We start from the raw sequence: 15,365 nt of genomic DNA, 5'->3' as shown, positions 1-15,365 counted from the left end.
CTTGCCGGACGGCTCTCCAGATGAATTGCCCTTATTTTAAAGGAGACGGTAGGCCTTGTCAAGCGAACCTAGCCGGAACCGCAGCACTTCAAGGTCTAAAAAACCAGGGCGGCCTGTTATTGGCCGCCCCGATCTATTTACCTTAGTTCTGCTCCTTGCGGTGGTGCTCAGCGTGGTGATGCTCTCCGCAGCCGTGCTCTGTGCAGGTGTGGGCGTGTTCCTCATCGTGGTGATGACCGCAGGAAGCGTCGGGGTTATAGTGCAGGCTCCCAGCAAGAAGCGCTGCAGCAGCTTCATCCGCATCGCCGGACACCCCGCCGTAAATCTGAATCCCCGCCTCGGACAGGGCAGTTCGCGCGCCGCCGCCGATGCCACCGCAGATCAGGGTGTCCACGCCCAGCCCCCGCAGGAAGGACGCCAGCGCCCCGTGACCGCTGCCGTTGGTATCCGCCACCGAGGAGCCGGTAATTTTTCCGTCCTCCGCGTCGTAGACTTTGAAGTGCTCCGTGTGGCCGAAGTGCTGAAAGACGTTGCCGTTTTCATAGGTGACTGCTATTTTTTTCATCATTATTCCTCCTGTTGAGTGTTTGTCGGGTTGACCGCAGCAGCGGCGATGCCGGCCGCAGCCGCCAAAGCCGCAGGAAGCGTCTGTGCCGCTGCACAGACGGTAGTCTCCCCCTTCGATTTTCAGGGGCAGGCCGTCCACCAGCGCGGACGCAATTTTTTTGCGGGCCGACGCGTAAATAAGCTGGGCCGAGGCGCGGGCAATCTCCATGTACGTACCGCACGCCTCCTGAGAAAGCCCTTCTTTGTCAATGAGACGCACGGTTTCGTATTCGTCCACCGTCAGGATGACCGGCTGCTTTTGCGCTCCACCGTCCACCGGAAGAAAGGCGGAACTGGGCGGAAGGGAGCAGACCCTTCTGCATTTTTTAGGTCTTGGCAAATCATGCTCCTCCATCTACGTTTTTGGTATATACCAATTAACTGCATTATACTGCGCTGATAGGAAATGTCAAGCTTTATTTGGTATATGCCAATAATTATTTGTGAATTTGCCTGATAGTTCTGAAAAAAATAGAATATCAGCATAAAACGGCGTTACTTTTTGGGTGCTGCCGCCGTCTTAATTAACGTAGGAATAATAATCAGCATACCGCTGTGATATGAAAAGGAGCTGGCAGATGTGAAGCGGCATACGCGTCCGGCAAAAAAGCATGTTTGGGGCAGGTGGGGAATTTCCGCCCTTGTGGCGGCTGTTCTGGTCTGCGGGCTGGGCATATGGAGAGTATCGGCCCATGGGAGAACGCCACTTCCTGTTTTGATGTACCACCATGTGGTGACTGATGGGACAGAGTGCAACGACATGACGGTCACTGAAAGCCGCTTGGAAAAGGATTTGTGCTGGCTGCGGGACCATGGCTATCAATCGGTTCTGCCTCGGGAGCTGGCGGAGGGGGACCCTCTGCCGGAGAAGCCTGTGCTAATTACCTTTGACGACGGATACCGCAGCAACTATGATCTGTTGTACCCTCTTTTGCAAAAATATCAGATGAAGGCGGTTATCTCCATCATTGTGGAGATGCCGGAGCTTCCGACTGATAACTTCGTCACATGGGATATGTGCAGAGAGATGGCCGGGTCGGGTTTGGTTGAAATCGGTTCCCACAGCTTTGCACTTCACAATTTGGGGGACCTGGGAGGAAGCTTTGATCCCAACGGCGTCAACGGCATCCAGCGCAGGCCCGGTGAGACGGACGAAGGGTTTCAGGCCCGCGTGCTGGACGATATCCAAGAGAGCTATGACCTGATTGAGCAGAAAGTTGGGCAGGCGCCCGCTTTTTTTGCGTATCCGTTCGGATTAAAAGAGTCGGATGCGGCGGAGCTTGTAAACCAATTGTTTCCCGTCACCGCAGTGACAAAACCGAAAATTGCGGATTTGAAGCGTGGGCTTCACGATTTGCCCCGTATCACTGTGACAATGAAGCGGGAGCTGTCCTCGGTTTTAAAATAACCCCGGGTTCCAACTCCGCCCATAGAACACGCCCCTCCGACACAAAAGCGTCGGAGAGGCGTTTTTTCGTATATTCAGGGCAGGCCCGCTTATGCGGGGAGCGCGCCGGCAGGCGGTGTTTGTCCGCCGGATCAGGAGGAAATTTCCGCAATCGGCGGGACGCACCATCAGGCTGGGCAGAAATATCGCCAATAGGAGCGTTATCGCCCCAGCTCTACAAATTTGCGCAGCGGCGCTTCGCCCCGCAGGGCTTCCTCGCACTCCGCAATGAGTCGGCCCCGGTCCTGATTCAGGTTTCCTGCCAGCACCAGATAGTTACTGGCGTGGTTGGAGCGAAACACCGCGCCGGGGCAGTCGATATGCTCCAGAAGGAGCTTTGCTTCCCGAATCAGCTCCATGGGCGTGGGGGTCACCAGCTCGCCGCTTGCAACCCAATCGGCCATGGGCGTACCGGTATAGATGCGCAGCGTCAGCAGGGCGATAAAGTCCGGGTTCATTGCATTCAGGGCCTTGGCGGTGTCGATGGCGTGGGCCTTCCAGTCCCCGTTGGAGCCGGCAAGGCCACTGATGGCGGTGACGGAGAGGGTCAGCCCGGCGGCCTTCAGCTTTTGACCTGCCTCAATTTGCTGGGCAACCGTCACGCCCTTGTTGATTTTTTGAAGCAGCGCTTCGTTCCCCGTCTCAAGCCCGAGGTACGCAAATTCCAGCCCTGCCTTGCGGAGGGAGGACAAATCCTCTGGGGATTTTCCAAGAATGCTCTTGGGGCTTGCGTAGGTGGAGATGCGGGTGCACTCGGGGAACAGCGCCCGGATATCCCCCAGAATCTCCAGCAGACGGTCCGTCGGGAGAATCAGCGCGTCTCCGTCGGCTAAGAAAAAGCGCTCCACCCGGGGATACTGGGCGCGGGCCCAGCGCAGGTCTTCCAGCACCTGCTCCATGGGGGTAATGGAGAATTTCTTGTCCTTGTACATGTTGCAAAAGGCGCATTTGTTGTGGCTGCAACCCACAGTCACCTGAATAATCAGGCTGTGAGCCTCGCTGGGGGGACGGTAGACGGTTCCGGAATAGTGCAGCATGGGGCCCTCCTTTTTAGCGTTGCTTCAAAAGTTACCACAGGCAAGCTTTTGAAAAGCGTTGAGGTCTGCATAAAAGCTTCGGGGAGCGTTGCCGCCGGGGCGGCTGAATCCATTAAATCATGTTGTGCGCCGTGTGTAAATGGCTGAAAGTTCTTTTTGGACTGCAAGTGTGCGAAAGAACCGCCAAAGGCGGTTCTTTCGTGCGCGCCGACAGGCCGCAATTTCCCTGAAAATTCGATCACGGGAATTTTTGAGGAAAGCTTATTTCTCCCTGGGAACCTTGATAAAGGCCTGACCCGGGTCAATCTCCTCGCGGATAATGCGGATGATTTCGGGGTCGGGACCCTCCATCAGCTGCGCGCGGCTGACGTCGATTTCAAATCCCGTGTTCTCCTGCACCATCTCGGGGGTGGAGAAGGGATAATAGTAGGCGAGGTACATCCGCTTGGTATCCTCGTCAAATTTCATAATGCCAAGGTCCGTCACCACCATCTGGGGGCCCCGGTTGCCGGGAAGGCCCGCCCGCTCGCGCCCGCCGGGGCCGTCCATCCAGCCGCAGGAGGTCACATAGTCGATTTGGTCGATGAACCGGCGCTTCTGGTGCTGCATCATGATGACGGTGTTGCAGTAGGTAGCGATGCCGTTGGCCCCGCCGGACCCGGTGAAACGGGTCTTGGGGTGGTGATAGTCGCCGATGCAGGTGGAGTTCACGTTGCCGAAGGGGTCGATCTGCGCGCCGCCGATAAAGGCGATGAGCCGGTCCTCGCCGTGGAGCCACTCGTTGGCCTCAAAACCGATGAATCGGACGTTGGGCCACTGCACGGCGCAGTGGGCCATAAAGCGGTTGTCGCCCACGCTGCGGGGGACCTCCACGGGGTCGCAGTCCATCAGGCCGCTCTCCACGATGGGGTGGCAGGAGGGGCAGATGATCCGCTTGGCCAGAGATGCGCCGATCAGCGGCAGGCCCGTTCCCACAATGACAATCTGGTTCGCCTGAATGTTTTTGGCGATGGCGAACGCCTGCATTTCCTGCTTTGTGTAATTCGTATAATCAGGCATTTTCAGCACGTCCTTTCCGGAATTTTTCCGGCATAGCCGAGGCCGGGCACGTTTTTAGTGGAAATCAGGTGGCTTGCGCCCACCTTATCCAGCATCTCTTCGTGAGTCTTCACGCCATACACCCACTTGTTCAGGAAGTCCTGGAAGGTTTCGGGAACAGCGGTGCCGTCCTCCGCGCCCTTGGCAGCGGCGGCGGCCTTGGCGGCCATCTCGGCGGCCCTTGCGTCGCCGGGGGCCTTTTCAGCAGCCTTTTGGGCCTTTTCGGCAGCTTTGGCAAGCTGGCGTTTGGCGTCGTTCGCGTCCTGATACTTGGAGGCCTTGTCATACTCCGTCATGGCCTTGCTGTCCACGTCGTAATACCCGTAGCACTGGGCGGGCCATGCGCCGTGGGGCGCGTGAACCACTGCGTCCACGCACATGCCGAAGATACGGGTCAGGGTGGGATCGCGGCGAATAAACTCGTCGGAAACCAGCTCTTCGCATGTGACGATGGTCCGCTTGGCGGCGACGGCGATGTCCACGTCGTGGAACTCGTCGCCCTCAATGATGCAGGTCCCGTCGGGAGAGGCCTTCTGCACATGGATGACGGCGCAGTCCAGCTTGGGCACCGGCACAGCGATGACCTTTTCACCGGGGTTGAAGGGATTGTCTACGTAAACGAACTTGTCATTGTCCACGGAGTCTATTTTTTCCCGCTCCTCTCGGCTGATGCCCCAGTGCTCCGTCAGCCCGGAGCCGTTCATCAGGCGCACGGGCAGGAACGGAAGGCCCAGGGATGCAGCGTGGAGCTGAAGCATCAGGACATCCTGAGAATAGTCCTCAAAGGTCAGCTTGCCCTCCTCGATGGCGGCGCGAAAGCGGCGAGAAACGTTGGTATAGCCGGAGTTGGCCGTATAGCAGTTGATATACGCCTTCACACGACCTTCGCCGATCATCATATCCCAGTCGCCGCCAGCCGGACCGCCCCAGGCGGTGAAATCCTTCTGCCCCTGGCGCAGGATTTCATACACGGCGGCATAGGGCTTGCGGTTGGTGGTAAAACCGCCAAAGCAGATGGTGTCTCCGCTCTTCACGTACCGGGCTACGGCTTCGGAGAGCGTGCAAACTTTTCCCATTACGATTGCCTCCACATCTTGATTGTTTTTCTGTCTGAATAACACAAAAAAGCTTGTGTTTTCATAGGAAATCATATATCATACTACCATACGTTAAAAGTCTGTAAAGGAACATTTGCGCGAAAAAATTAGCGGATGTTGTTTTACTGCCTGATTTTGCGCAATTGCAGGCGGAGATGAAAGGAGGGGCCCGGCATGCAGGTGCAGCCGTTTTATTTAAAAATGAGCCGGGATAACTCCTGGTATATGGACCGTCCGCATTTTCATGAGAGCGTTGAATTTTTGATGCCTGTCTCCCGGGGCGGAGAGATGTTCGTGGAGAATCAGGTCTATTCTCTGCACCCGGAGGCCTTGTTTATTCTTCCGGACGCTACGCTGCATAAAACCTTGGCCGCCGAACCCTATGAGCGGTATGTGCTTCACGTGCCCATTCCCACAATTCATGCCATCTCCACACCCCGGACCGACCTTTACCGCCGGGTGCAGGAGGCCGAGCGGATGGTGGAGACGGGGACCCGGTACAATGAACTGCTGTCCCTTTTAAAGCGGCTGGACTGGGAGCAGGGCCGCAAAAACGCGGGCTTTGGCTCCGATCTGAACCAAATGCTGCTTTTGTCAGAATTTTTGCTTCAGGCGCTGTCCATGGCGCCGGTTCGCCGGTGGGCGGACGAGCTGTGCCAAATCGAGCGGCCCTCCGACCCCGGCAGCCGGGAGGGCGCGCTGCAAATCAGCGCGGTGCTGGAATATTTGCAGGAGCATCTGGCGGAAAAGCTGACGCTGGAGCGGGTGGCTTCGGAATTCTTTATCAGCAAATATTACCTGAGCCACTGCTTTAAGGAGGCCACGGGCTTTAGTGTGATGGAATATGTCATCAACACCCGCATTCTCCGGGCCCGCCGCCTGTTGCAGGACGGATACCGGGTGCAGACCGCAGGGGAGATGGTGGGCTTTCAGAGCAACGAGCACTTTATACGGACCTTTACGTCCCTGACGGGGCTGCCGCCCAAGCAGTATGCCAAGCGGTTCAGCCAGGGGGAGCGAAAGTAGGTCGCCTACAATCACAATATGCATCATGAATTCTCTGTATTTCCTATATTTTATGGAAATACAGAGAATTTTGCTCTACAAAATGACCAAAAGGGGTTTGAAAACCCGTCAAAAATGACGGAAATTATGGAAAATTAAAAATACATTGCAGGAATACTTGCAAAATTAAAAAGAGTACGCTATGATAATACTACGTGATATATAAAATCGGAAGCGAATGAAACAATCTGCCGCTCCCGAAAAAATGGATTTTTGGAGGAACGCAAGTCATGAAATTCAAGGCTTATTACACCAACAAGCTCAGCGATGTGGCGACCCAAATCTTCAATAGCAATGATGTGGAAGTAAAGGTTGCAAGCGGCCTGGATGAGGAGACTTATCTCCGGGAGCTGAAGGAGTATCAGCCCGATGTAATTATGTGCCGCACCGAGCCGGTGACCGCCGCCATGATCGACGCCTGCCCCAATCTGAAGGGCATCGGCAAGCAGGGCGCGGGCCTGGACAATATTGACCTTGACTATGCCACGTCCAAAAAGATTCAGGTGGTGTTTGCCCCGTCCGGAAATGCAAACGCCGTGGCAGAGCATGCCGTGATGCTGCTGATGATGACCGCACGGCGGTTCAGCTATGTGGATAAGCAGTTCCGCAGCGGCAATTTCTATGTGCGCATGGGCCTTGAAAATACCGTGGAAGTTGAGGGGAAGACTCTGGGCCTGCTGGGCTGCGGCAGAATTGCCAAGATTTTTGCAGGCAAGTGCATCAACGGGCTTGGAATGAAGGTCATCGGCTATGATCCCTATGTTACCAAGGAGCAGTTGGGCGGCCTTCCCATCGAGCTGAAGGACAATGCCGACGAAATCTGGAAGACTGCGGATTTTGTCTCTATCCACCTGCCCCTGATGCCCTCCACCGAAAAAACCGTGGGCATGGAGCAGTTCAAAATGATGAAGCCCCGCGCCATTTTCCTGAACGTGGCCCGCGGCGGCCTGATTTACGAAGAGGAGATGGTGGAGGCCCTGAAGACCGGCGTTCTGTTCGGCGCGGGTCTGGACGTGTTTGAGCCGGAGCCGCTCAGTGAAAACAGCCGCCAGATGTTGGACATGGAAAACGTGGTCCTCACGCCCCACACCGCCGCTTCCACGGAGGAGTCCGTGATTAACTGTTGTACCTCCTGCGCCACCGATCTTGTGAACCTGTGCTACGGGCGGGCCCCGGCCTGCCCCGCCAACAAGATCTGAGGCAATTTTTGGGGGCGCGGCGCCCGAGCTGCGCCGACCTAATGTTCCGGCCGCCCGCTGAAATTGCTTTCGGCTGGCGGCCGGTTTTTACCCGGAGAGCGGTTGCGTCCGGTCAATTTATTTGAGAATCTGTCAATTTTTTTGGTTTGAACCGGGCAAAATTGTGAGAGCAGACGAAGCAAAAAGCAATATATGCTAATTTTTTAACGCGCGGCAGTATTTACAATTTGCCCCCGTATGGTATTCTAAGGCTGTGGAATCATCAAAAAACCACCTGTTTCAAAGGACTTTCGCAGGGTTTGAGCGGACGTGTTCCAAAGAGCGGGGGAAAACACGGGGTTGCGTTCCCCGCCGCCCCAAAGGAGGCTGCTTTTTATGAGTGAGATTTATACAATGGGTATCGACGTGGGGTCCACCGCCTCCAAATGCGTGATCATGAGAGATGGGAAGGACATCGTGGCCAAGTCGCTTGTAAGCGTGGGCGCGGGCACCAGCGGGCCCAGCCGCGCCATCGCGGAGGTGCTGGAAGCTGCGGGGATGAAGAAGGAAGATATGGCCTTCATTCTGGCCACCGGCTATGGGCGCAACTCGCTGGACGACGTGGCGGACCACCAGATGAGCGAGCTGAGCTGCCATGCAAAGGGTGCGTTTTTCCTGTTCCCGCAGGTCCGCACCGTCATCGACATCGGCGGGCAGGATGTAAAGGTGCTGGAGATTGAAAACGGTGTGATGGTGAACTTCGCCATGAACGACAAGTGCGCCGCCGGTACGGGCCGGTTTCTGGACGTGATGGCCCGGGTGCTGGAGGTAAAGGTAGAGGATCTTGCGACCCTTGGCGCACAGTCCACCAAAAACGTGGAAATCAGCTCCACCTGTACCGTGTTCGCCGAGAGCGAGGTCATCAGCCAGCTTGCCAAGGGCAGCGACAAGAAGGACATCATCAACGGCATTCACAAGTCCGTGGCCTCCCGGGTGGTGGGGCTGGCCAAGCGCATCGGCGTGCGGGACGCGGTGGTGATGACCGGCGGCGTCGCGCAGAACGGCGGGATCGTCTCCGCCTTGCAGGAAGTGCTGGGCCATCCCATACTCACCTCGCCCCTGACACAGTACAACGGCGCGCTGGGCGCGGCGCTGTATGCCTTTCAGAAGGCCGCCAAATAACCGGCAAGTGATCCCAAAGGGGGAACCACGCGCCCATCCCAGCCGGGACGCGGTGCAATATCAGGAAAAGAAACGCAAGCTTATGAGAAACGGAGGATATATTCATGGCTGAAAACGAGAAGAACGCCGCGGCCGCCCCAGAGGCGGCCGCCCCAGAGGCGGCCCCCGTAAAGAAGGCCCCTAAGCCGGCCAGCCCCGGTACGCAGGCCCTTCGGGACGTGGTGAGCAAAGTGTACGCCGCCGCATGGGAGGCGAAGGAGGCGGGCCGCCCCGTGGGCTGGTCCTCGTCCAAGTTCCCCTGCGAAATTGCTGAGGCCCTGGGCCTGGCGGTTGTCTATCCGGAGAATCAGGCCGCCGGTATCGGCGCCCAGCACGACGGGCAGCGGATGTGCGAGGCGGCGGAGTCTTTGGGCTATGACCCGGACATCTGCGGCTATGCCCGAATTTCCCTTGCCTATTCCGCCGGGGTGGAGACGACCAACGAATCCCGCCGGGTCCCCATGCCGGACTTTGTGCTCTGCTGCAACAATATCTGCAACTGCATGACCAAGTGGTATGAGAACATTGCCCGGATGCACAACATCCCTCTCATCATGATCGACGTGCCCTACAACAACGAGGTCACCGTCAGCGATTCTCAGGTGGCCTACATCCGTGGCCAGTTTGACGACGCCATCCGCCAGATGGAGAAAATCGCCGGGACAAAGTTTGACGAGAAAAAGTTCGAGCAGGCCTGCGCCAACGCAAACCGTACCGCCAAGGCATGGCTGAAGGTGTGTGACTATTTGCAGTATAAGCCCTCTCCCATGAGCGGCTTTGACCTGTTCAACCACATGGCGGACGTGGTGACCGCCCGCGGCAAGGTGGAGACGGCCGAGGCCTTTGAGCTGCTGGCCACCGAGCTGGAGGAGCACGTGAAAAACGGCACCACCACTGCACCTTTCCCCGAGAAGTACCGCATTATGTTCGAGGGCATCCCCTGCTGGCCCAACCTGAAGACCCTGTTCAAGCCCCTGAAGGCCAACGGCGTCAACGTCACCGCCGTGGTGTATGCCCCTGCCTTCGGCTTTGTATACGACGGCCTGGACGACATGGCAAGAGCTTACTGCAAGGCGCCCAACAGCGTGTGCATCGAGCAGGGCGTGGACTGGCGCGAGGGTATCTGCCGGGACAACAAGGTGGATGGTGTTCTGGTTCATTACAACCGCTCCTGCAAGCCCTGGTCCGGCTATATGGCCGAGATGCAGCGCCGCTTCACAAAGGATCTTGGCGTTCCCTGCGCCGGGTTCGACGGCGATCAGGCCGACCCCCGCAACTTCAACGAGGCCCAGTATGAAACCCGCGTACAGGGTCTGGTGGAGGCGATGGAGGAGAACATGAAGCAGAAGGAGGCCAGGGCATGAGCATCGAAGGAATTGTAAAGGAGTTTGCCGCCGTGGCGGAAAGCCCCAGGGAGCAGCTCAAGAAGTATAAGGCGGAGGGCAAAAAGTGCATCGGCGTGATGCCCTATTACGCGCCCGAGGAGCTGGTTTCCGCCGCTGGGATGATGCCCTTCGGCCTGTGGGGCAGCAACAACAAGACCATCTCTCAGGCCAAGGAATACTGCGCCACGTTTTACTGCACCATTGCCCAGCTGGACCTTGAAATGCTGCTGGACGGCACACTGGACCTGCTGGACGGCGTGATTACCCCCACCATCTGCGACACCCTGCGCCCCATGAGCCAGAACATCCGCGTGGCCATGAGCGAGAAGCTGCCCTGCATTTTCCTGGCGCATCCCCAGAACCGCAGACCCGCCTACGGCAAAAAATTCTGCCTGGATCAGTATACCCACATCAAGATAGAGCTTGAGAAAATCTCCGGCGCACCCATCACCGATGAAGCCTTGCGGGAGGCCATCAAGGTCTATAACCGCAGCCGCGCGGCCCGCCGGGAGTTTGTGAAGCTTGCCAGCGACCACTGCGACGTGATTACGGCCGTGATGCGCAGCGCGGTGCTGAAGGCCGCGTGGTTTATGCCCAAGGCGGAGCACGCCGAGAAGCTGGAAGCGCTCAACGCGGAGCTGAAGGCTCTGCCCGCCAGCGACTGGAAGGGCGTAAAGGTGGTCACCTCCGGCATCATCTGCGACAACCCCAAGCTGCTGGAGATTTTTGAAGAAAACAAGGTGGCCATTGCCGCCGACGACGTGGCGCACGAATCCCGTGCCTTCAGGGTAGACGCAAGCGAGACCGGCGACCCCATGGAGGCGCTGGCTCAGCAGTTTGCCGATCAGGATTACGACGTGCTGCTCTACGATGAAAGCTCCAGCGAAAATCGCCGGGGCGAGCATGTGGTGAGACTGGTGAAGGAGAGCGGGGCCAAGGGTCTGGTGCTGTTTATGCAGCAGTTCTGCGACCCGGAGGAGATGGAGTATCCCTCCTTGAAAAAGGCGCTGGATGAGGCCGGAATTCCCCATATCAAGCTGGGCGTGGACCAGCAGATGCGGGACTTCGGTCAGGCCCGCACCGCCATTCAGGCGTTTGCGGATGTGCTTTCCCTCTGAGAAACATAATAAAAGCTTGAATTGCGCGGGACGGCTGGTTGGCCGGGCTGCCGTCCCGCTTTTTAGCCCGCGGCCAAATTACATGATAAGGTGGTACGATATGAGCGCATTTGGCTATTCCATGCCTTCCTATTTCCAGAACATGCCTCAGCTGGGAACGCCGCTTCAAGCGGCGAACGAGGAAAACGAGAAGACCCTGCGGGAAGTCGAAGCCGCGTATAACGCCGAGGTAGAGGCCACTCTGGCCGCAGGCCGCAGTGACGAGTCTCTCAATCAGGCCGGGCAGATGACCGCGAGCCAGCGGGTGAACCTCCTGGTGGACGAGGGGACCTGGTGTCCGCTGGACAGCCTGTACAATCCCGAGAACAACAAGGACGGTTCCACCGGCGTGCTGATCGGCATGGGCAAAATTCAGGACAAGTGGGCGGTGGTCATCGCCTCCGACAACAAGAAGCTGGCTGGCGCGTGGGTTCCCGGTCAGGCCCTGAAGCTGACCCGGGCCACGGACATTGCCAAGATGCTCCGCATTCCTCTGGTGTATGTGCTCAACTGCTCCGGCGTGAAGCTGGACGAGCAGGAAAAGGTCTTCGCGGGCCGCGTCACCGGCGGCACTCCTTTCTACCGCCACGCGGAGCTGGAGCAAATGGGCATTCCCGTGCTGGTGGGCATTTACGGGACCAACCCCGCCGGCGGCGGCTATCACGCTGTCAGCCCCACCATCCTTATTGCCCATGAGAAGGCCAACATGGCCGTGGGCGGTGCGGGCATCGTGGGCGGCATGAATCCCAAGGGCTATGTGGACGAGGAGGCCGCCGAGGCCTTGATCGACGCAACCGTCAAGGCCGGAAAGATTGATCCTCCCGGCGCGGTGCACATCCACTTCGGCGAGACGGGCTTCTTCCGCGAGGTTTACTCCGGCGAAGAGGGCGTTTTGACCGCAATCAAGAAGTACATGGACGCCATCCCCGGCTACAACGAAAACTTCTTCCGCGTGGCGGATCCCATGGAGCCTGCGCATCAGGGCGAGGAGCTTTACACCCGCGTGCCCGCAAATCAGAAGCGCGCCTATGACATCCGGGAAGTGCTGGCCTGCCTGTTCGACAACAGCGAGTTTATGGAGTTCAAGAAGGGCTACGGCCCCGAAATCGTCTGCGGCCTTGCCCGGATTAACGGACTTCTCACCGGTGTGGTGGCAAACTATCAGGGTTTGATTCCCGGCTATCCCGAGTATCGCGAGGCCGGCTCCGTAGGCGTGGGCGGCAAGCTGTACCGTCAGGGCCTGATTAAGATGAGCGAGTTTGTCACCATGTGCGGACGGGACCGCCTGCCCATCGTGTGGATGCAGGATACCACCGGCATCGACGTGGGCGACCCCGCAGAAAAGGCGGAGTTGCTGGGTCTTGGCCAGTCGCTGATTTACTCCATCCACAACGCGAAGGTCCCTCAGATGGAGATTACCCTGCGCAAGGGTACCGCCGCCGCCCACTATGTCATGGGCGGACCGCAGGGGAACGCGCGCAACGTCTTCAGCATCGGCACCGCCGCCACAGAAATCTACGTGATGCACGGCGAGACTGCCGCCGCGGCCATGTATTCCCGCCGCCTTGTCAAGGACAAGAAGGAGGACAAGGACCTCCAGCCCACCATCGACAAGATGAACGAGCTGATTCAGGAGTATGCCGATAAGTCCCGTCCCGCTTCCTGTGCCAAGACCGGTCTGGTGGACGAGATCGTGGAGATGCCCAAACTGCGCAACTACATCTGCGCGTTTGTGGGCGCGGCCTATCAGAATCCCGAGTCCATCTGCCCCTTTCACCACATGATGACGCCCAGAATCATCCGTGACTGGGACCGTCTGATGAACAAATAAGAAAGGGAAGCGGATGCTTTTTGAGGTGAATGTATGATTCACGGTAGTATGAGCCTGGGCGTGGCGGGCATCGTCAGTCTTGTCAGTATGGCGGTGGTGTTCGTTGTTCTGCTGGCGCTTTATACGATTATCACCGCGTTTGGAAAGGTCTTCTCCCGAAAAGAAGACAAATGATCGAAGAAAGGAAAGCGTTTGCTTCTTAGGGTGAATGTATGATCCATGGTAGTATGAGCCTGGGCGTGGCGGGCATCGTCAGCCTTGTCAGTATGGCAGTGGTATTTGTTGTCCTGCTGCTGCTCTTTGCGATTATCACTGCATTCGGCAAATTCTTCGCAGGCAAGGAGGGAAAGGCAACTTCTGCCGCTCCCACTCCTGCCGCTCCCGCCGCCGCCCCTGCGGCAGCGCCGAGGCAGGACGACGCGGAGTTGATTGCCGTTCTCTCCGCTGCCATCGCAGAATACGAGCGCGGGCGGCGCAACCCCTTCATCCGCAACCGGCGGGATTTGGACTGAACGTCTTTTGATCCCCAGTTAAAAAATAAAAATTCATATTGTTTTTAAGGAGAAATTGACATGAGAGCTTACACGATTACCGTCAATGGCAAGGCTTATGACGTTCAGGTGGCTGAGAACGACGCTTCCGCTTCCGCCGCCGCTCCCCGCATTCAGAGCGTAACCCCTGTTGCTGCTCCCGCTGCCGCTCCTGCTCCCGTCGCTGCTCCCGTTGCCGCTCCTGCTCCCGCCGCTGCCGCTGCTGTTCCTGCCGGAGAAGACATGATTACCGCTCCCATGGCAGGGAAGGTGATGTCTGTCCCCGTCAAGGTGGGTGATACGGTTACCGCCGGGCAGATTCTTTTGACCTTCGAGGCTATGAAGATGGAAAACGAGATTATGGCTCCCTCCGCTGGCACGGTGGCACAGGTGTTTATCACGGTTGGCCAGCAGTTCGATACCGGCGCTCCGCTGGTTCAGCTGGGTTAATCGGAAAGGAGCTTTAACCGATGGATTTAGTGAGTGGAGTCATTGCGGGCCTGGCGGAAACCTCAGGTTTCGTATTGATGGACTGGCGGCAGCTGCTGATGATTTTCATCTCCTGCGTGCTGCTGTACCTCGGCATTGTGAAGGGGTTCGAGCCGCTGCTGCTGGTGGGTATCGCTTTCGGTATGCTGCTGACAAACCTGCCCGGCGCGGAAATGTATCACCCGGAATTCTGGGGCGTGAATGTGGATTACGGAACCGTGCTCCGGGAGGGTGGTCTGCTTGATATTCTTTACATTGGCGTAAAAGTCGGACTGTATCCTCCTCTGATTTTCATGGGCGTGGGTGCTATGACGGACTTTGGCCCCATGATTGCCCGTCCCTCTTCCCTGTTTATGGGTGCTGCGGCTCAGGGCGGCATTTTTGTGGCGCTGATTCTGGCCACCATTATGGGCTTTGAGCCGAATGTGGCCGCATCTATCGCCATCATCGGCGGTGCGGACGGCCCCACCGCCATCTGGCTGACCAAGATTTTGGCTCCGGAATATCTGGGAGCCATCGCCATCGCGGCATATTCTTACATGGCCTTGATCCCCCTGATTCAGCCGCCCATTATGAAGCTGCTGACCACGGAGAAGGAGCGGAAGGTCAAGATGGAGACCATGCGCCCCGTCTCCAAGGTGGAAAAGGTCGTTTTCCCCATCATGGTTACTATTGTCACCTGCCTGGTGCTGCCCTCCGTGGCGCCCCTGATCGGCTGCCTGATGCTGGGCAACCTGTTTAAGGAGTGCGGTGTGACCGAGCGCCTGAGCGATACCGCCCAGAACAACCTGATGAACATTGTTACCATCTTCCTGAGCACCTCCGTGGGTGCCACTGCGGTGTACAGCCGCTTCCTCACCGCGGACACGCTGAAGATCATCTTCCTGGGCCTGATGGCGTTCTGCTTCGCCACTGCCTGCGGCGTGCTGTTCGGCAAGGTGATGTATATTGTCTCCGGTGGCAAAATCAATCCCCTCATCGGTTCCGCCGGTGTGTCCGCCGTTCCTATGGCAGCCCGCGTGTCTCAGGTGGTGGGCCAGAAATACAATCCCTCCAACTTCCTGCTGATGCACGCTATGGGCCCCAACGTGGCCGGCGTGATTGGCTCCGCGGTGGCGGCTGGCTGCCTGCTGAAGCTCTTCGGCTAATCGGCGTCAGAGTAAAATCCCCCTGCGCTGCGTTTCCGCCTTTGGCGGAAGAGGGATAGGGAAACGGGTGTGACAC

Annotated in this window: 15 protein-coding genes; 11 read left to right on the top strand and 4 right to left on the bottom strand. The window is 57.7% G+C overall.

Translation table 11 applies throughout. The features are described 5' to 3' along the window. Positions 1–142 precede the first annotated feature (142 nt). Positions 143–946 (bottom strand): NifB/NifX family molybdenum-iron cluster-binding protein, encoded by an 804-nt coding sequence (locus ABVS15_RS00820; RefSeq protein WP_369281899.1) that lies wholly within the window; start codon positions 944–946, stop codon positions 143–145. Between the two features lie 240 nt (positions 947–1,186). Here ABVS15_RS00820 and ABVS15_RS00815 point away from each other — a divergent pair, with 240 nt between their 5' ends. Next, positions 1,187–2,014: a polysaccharide deacetylase family protein gene (locus tag ABVS15_RS00815; RefSeq protein WP_369281898.1), complete on the top strand. Its 828-nt coding sequence runs from the start codon at positions 1,187–1,189 to the stop codon at positions 2,012–2,014. A 200-nt stretch (positions 2,015–2,214) separates the two neighbouring features. On the opposite strand, the gene ABVS15_RS00810 is transcribed toward ABVS15_RS00815, so the two are convergent. The 3 genes from ABVS15_RS00810 to ABVS15_RS00800 form a co-directional block, all read right to left on the bottom strand. Further along, complete coding sequence (locus ABVS15_RS00810) at positions 2,215–3,090, bottom strand: radical SAM protein (protein WP_369281897.1); 876 nt, start codon at positions 3,088–3,090, stop codon at positions 2,215–2,217. Positions 3,091–3,351: 261 nt separating this feature from the next. Beyond that, positions 3,352–4,149, bottom strand: coding sequence for a glutaconate CoA-transferase subunit B (gctB, locus tag ABVS15_RS00805; RefSeq protein ID WP_369281896.1), 798 nt, complete (start codon positions 4,147–4,149; stop codon positions 3,352–3,354). A 2-nt stretch (positions 4,150–4,151) separates the two neighbouring features. Beyond that, on the bottom strand, positions 4,152–5,264 hold the full coding sequence (locus ABVS15_RS00800; RefSeq protein ID WP_369281895.1) for a CoA transferase subunit A: 1,113 nt from the start codon (positions 5,262–5,264) through the stop codon (positions 4,152–4,154). Positions 5,265–5,459: 195 nt separating this feature from the next. Here ABVS15_RS00800 and ABVS15_RS00795 point away from each other — a divergent pair, with 195 nt between their 5' ends. From ABVS15_RS00795 to ABVS15_RS00750, 10 genes are all read left to right on the top strand, one after another. Beyond that, the gene (locus ABVS15_RS00795) at positions 5,460–6,311 is read left to right on the top strand and encodes a helix-turn-helix transcriptional regulator (RefSeq protein WP_293009173.1); all 852 of its coding nucleotides are present in this window, start codon (positions 5,460–5,462) and stop codon (positions 6,309–6,311) included. Between the two features lie 269 nt (positions 6,312–6,580). Further along, positions 6,581–7,549 carry a hydroxyacid dehydrogenase gene (locus tag ABVS15_RS00790; protein ID WP_369281894.1) on the top strand — a complete coding sequence of 323 codons (969 nt, stop codon included), beginning with the start codon at positions 6,581–6,583 and terminating at the stop codon, positions 7,547–7,549. Between the two features lie 375 nt (positions 7,550–7,924). Further along, positions 7,925–8,710, top strand: a complete 786-nt coding sequence (gene hgdC, locus ABVS15_RS00785; RefSeq protein WP_369281893.1) for a (R)-2-hydroxyglutaryl-CoA dehydratase activase HgdC — start codon at positions 7,925–7,927, stop codon at positions 8,708–8,710. Positions 8,711–8,814: 104 nt separating this feature from the next. Further along, positions 8,815–10,113, top strand: coding sequence for a 2-hydroxyacyl-CoA dehydratase subunit D (locus tag ABVS15_RS00780; RefSeq protein WP_369281892.1), 1,299 nt, complete (start codon positions 8,815–8,817; stop codon positions 10,111–10,113). Further along, positions 10,110–11,252 carry a (R)-2-hydroxyglutaryl-CoA dehydratase subunit beta gene (gene hgdB / locus ABVS15_RS00775; protein WP_369281891.1) on the top strand — a complete coding sequence of 381 codons (1,143 nt, stop codon included), beginning with the start codon at positions 10,110–10,112 and terminating at the stop codon, positions 11,250–11,252. Before ABVS15_RS00780 ends, hgdB begins: the two co-directional genes overlap by 4 nt. 100 nt (positions 11,253–11,352) lie before the next feature. Continuing rightward, positions 11,353–13,122 carry an acyl-CoA carboxylase subunit beta gene (locus tag ABVS15_RS00770; protein ID WP_369281890.1) on the top strand — a complete coding sequence of 590 codons (1,770 nt, stop codon included), beginning with the start codon at positions 11,353–11,355 and terminating at the stop codon, positions 13,120–13,122. A 33-nt stretch (positions 13,123–13,155) separates the two neighbouring features. Continuing rightward, positions 13,156–13,296 carry an OadG family protein gene (locus ABVS15_RS00765; protein WP_369281889.1) on the top strand — a complete coding sequence of 47 codons (141 nt, stop codon included), beginning with the start codon at positions 13,156–13,158 and terminating at the stop codon, positions 13,294–13,296. Positions 13,297–13,334: 38 nt separating this feature from the next. Beyond that, positions 13,335–13,634 carry an OadG family protein gene (locus ABVS15_RS00760; RefSeq protein ID WP_369281888.1) on the top strand — a complete coding sequence of 100 codons (300 nt, stop codon included), beginning with the start codon at positions 13,335–13,337 and terminating at the stop codon, positions 13,632–13,634. 60 nt (positions 13,635–13,694) lie between these two features. Beyond that, positions 13,695–14,102 carry a biotin/lipoyl-containing protein gene (locus ABVS15_RS00755; protein WP_369281887.1) on the top strand — a complete coding sequence of 136 codons (408 nt, stop codon included), beginning with the start codon at positions 13,695–13,697 and terminating at the stop codon, positions 14,100–14,102. 20 nt (positions 14,103–14,122) lie between these two features. Next, the gene (locus ABVS15_RS00750; protein WP_369281886.1) at positions 14,123–15,289 is read left to right on the top strand and encodes a sodium ion-translocating decarboxylase subunit beta; all 1,167 of its coding nucleotides are present in this window, start codon (positions 14,123–14,125) and stop codon (positions 15,287–15,289) included. Positions 15,290–15,365: the final 76 nt, after the last annotated feature.

This window comes from Oscillibacter sp. GMB15532 (genome assembly GCF_041020825.1).
Classification (GTDB): Bacteria; Bacillota; Clostridia; order Oscillospirales; family Oscillospiraceae; genus Oscillibacter.
This window is presented reverse-complemented; position numbering and strand designations above follow the sequence as displayed.

Bases quoted from the DNA above. Each gene is read 5' to 3' on its own strand.
- ABVS15_RS00810 (WP_369281897.1), bottom strand. From the start codon at position 3,090: ATGCTGCACTATTCCGGAACCGTCTACCGTCCCCCCAGCGAGGCTCAC.
- gctB (WP_369281896.1), bottom strand. From the start codon at position 4,149: ATGCCTGATTATACGAATTACACAAAGCAGGAAATGCAGGCGTTCGCC.
- ABVS15_RS00800 (WP_369281895.1), bottom strand. From the start codon at position 5,264: ATGGGAAAAGTTTGCACGCTCTCCGAAGCCGTAGCCCGGTACGTGAAG.
- ABVS15_RS00795 (WP_293009173.1), top strand. From the start codon at position 5,460: ATGCAGGTGCAGCCGTTTTATTTAAAAATGAGCCGGGATAACTCCTGG.
- ABVS15_RS00790 (WP_369281894.1), top strand. From the start codon at position 6,581: ATGAAATTCAAGGCTTATTACACCAACAAGCTCAGCGATGTGGCGACC.
- hgdC (WP_369281893.1), top strand. From the start codon at position 7,925: ATGAGTGAGATTTATACAATGGGTATCGACGTGGGGTCCACCGCCTCC.
- ABVS15_RS00780 (WP_369281892.1), top strand. From the start codon at position 8,815: ATGGCTGAAAACGAGAAGAACGCCGCGGCCGCCCCAGAGGCGGCCGCC.
- hgdB (WP_369281891.1), top strand. From the start codon at position 10,110: ATGAGCATCGAAGGAATTGTAAAGGAGTTTGCCGCCGTGGCGGAAAGC.
- ABVS15_RS00770 (WP_369281890.1), top strand. From the start codon at position 11,353: ATGAGCGCATTTGGCTATTCCATGCCTTCCTATTTCCAGAACATGCCT.
- ABVS15_RS00765 (WP_369281889.1), top strand. From the start codon at position 13,156: ATGATTCACGGTAGTATGAGCCTGGGCGTGGCGGGCATCGTCAGTCTT.
- ABVS15_RS00760 (WP_369281888.1), top strand. From the start codon at position 13,335: ATGATCCATGGTAGTATGAGCCTGGGCGTGGCGGGCATCGTCAGCCTT.
- ABVS15_RS00755 (WP_369281887.1), top strand. From the start codon at position 13,695: ATGAGAGCTTACACGATTACCGTCAATGGCAAGGCTTATGACGTTCAG.
- ABVS15_RS00750 (WP_369281886.1), top strand. From the start codon at position 14,123: ATGGATTTAGTGAGTGGAGTCATTGCGGGCCTGGCGGAAACCTCAGGT.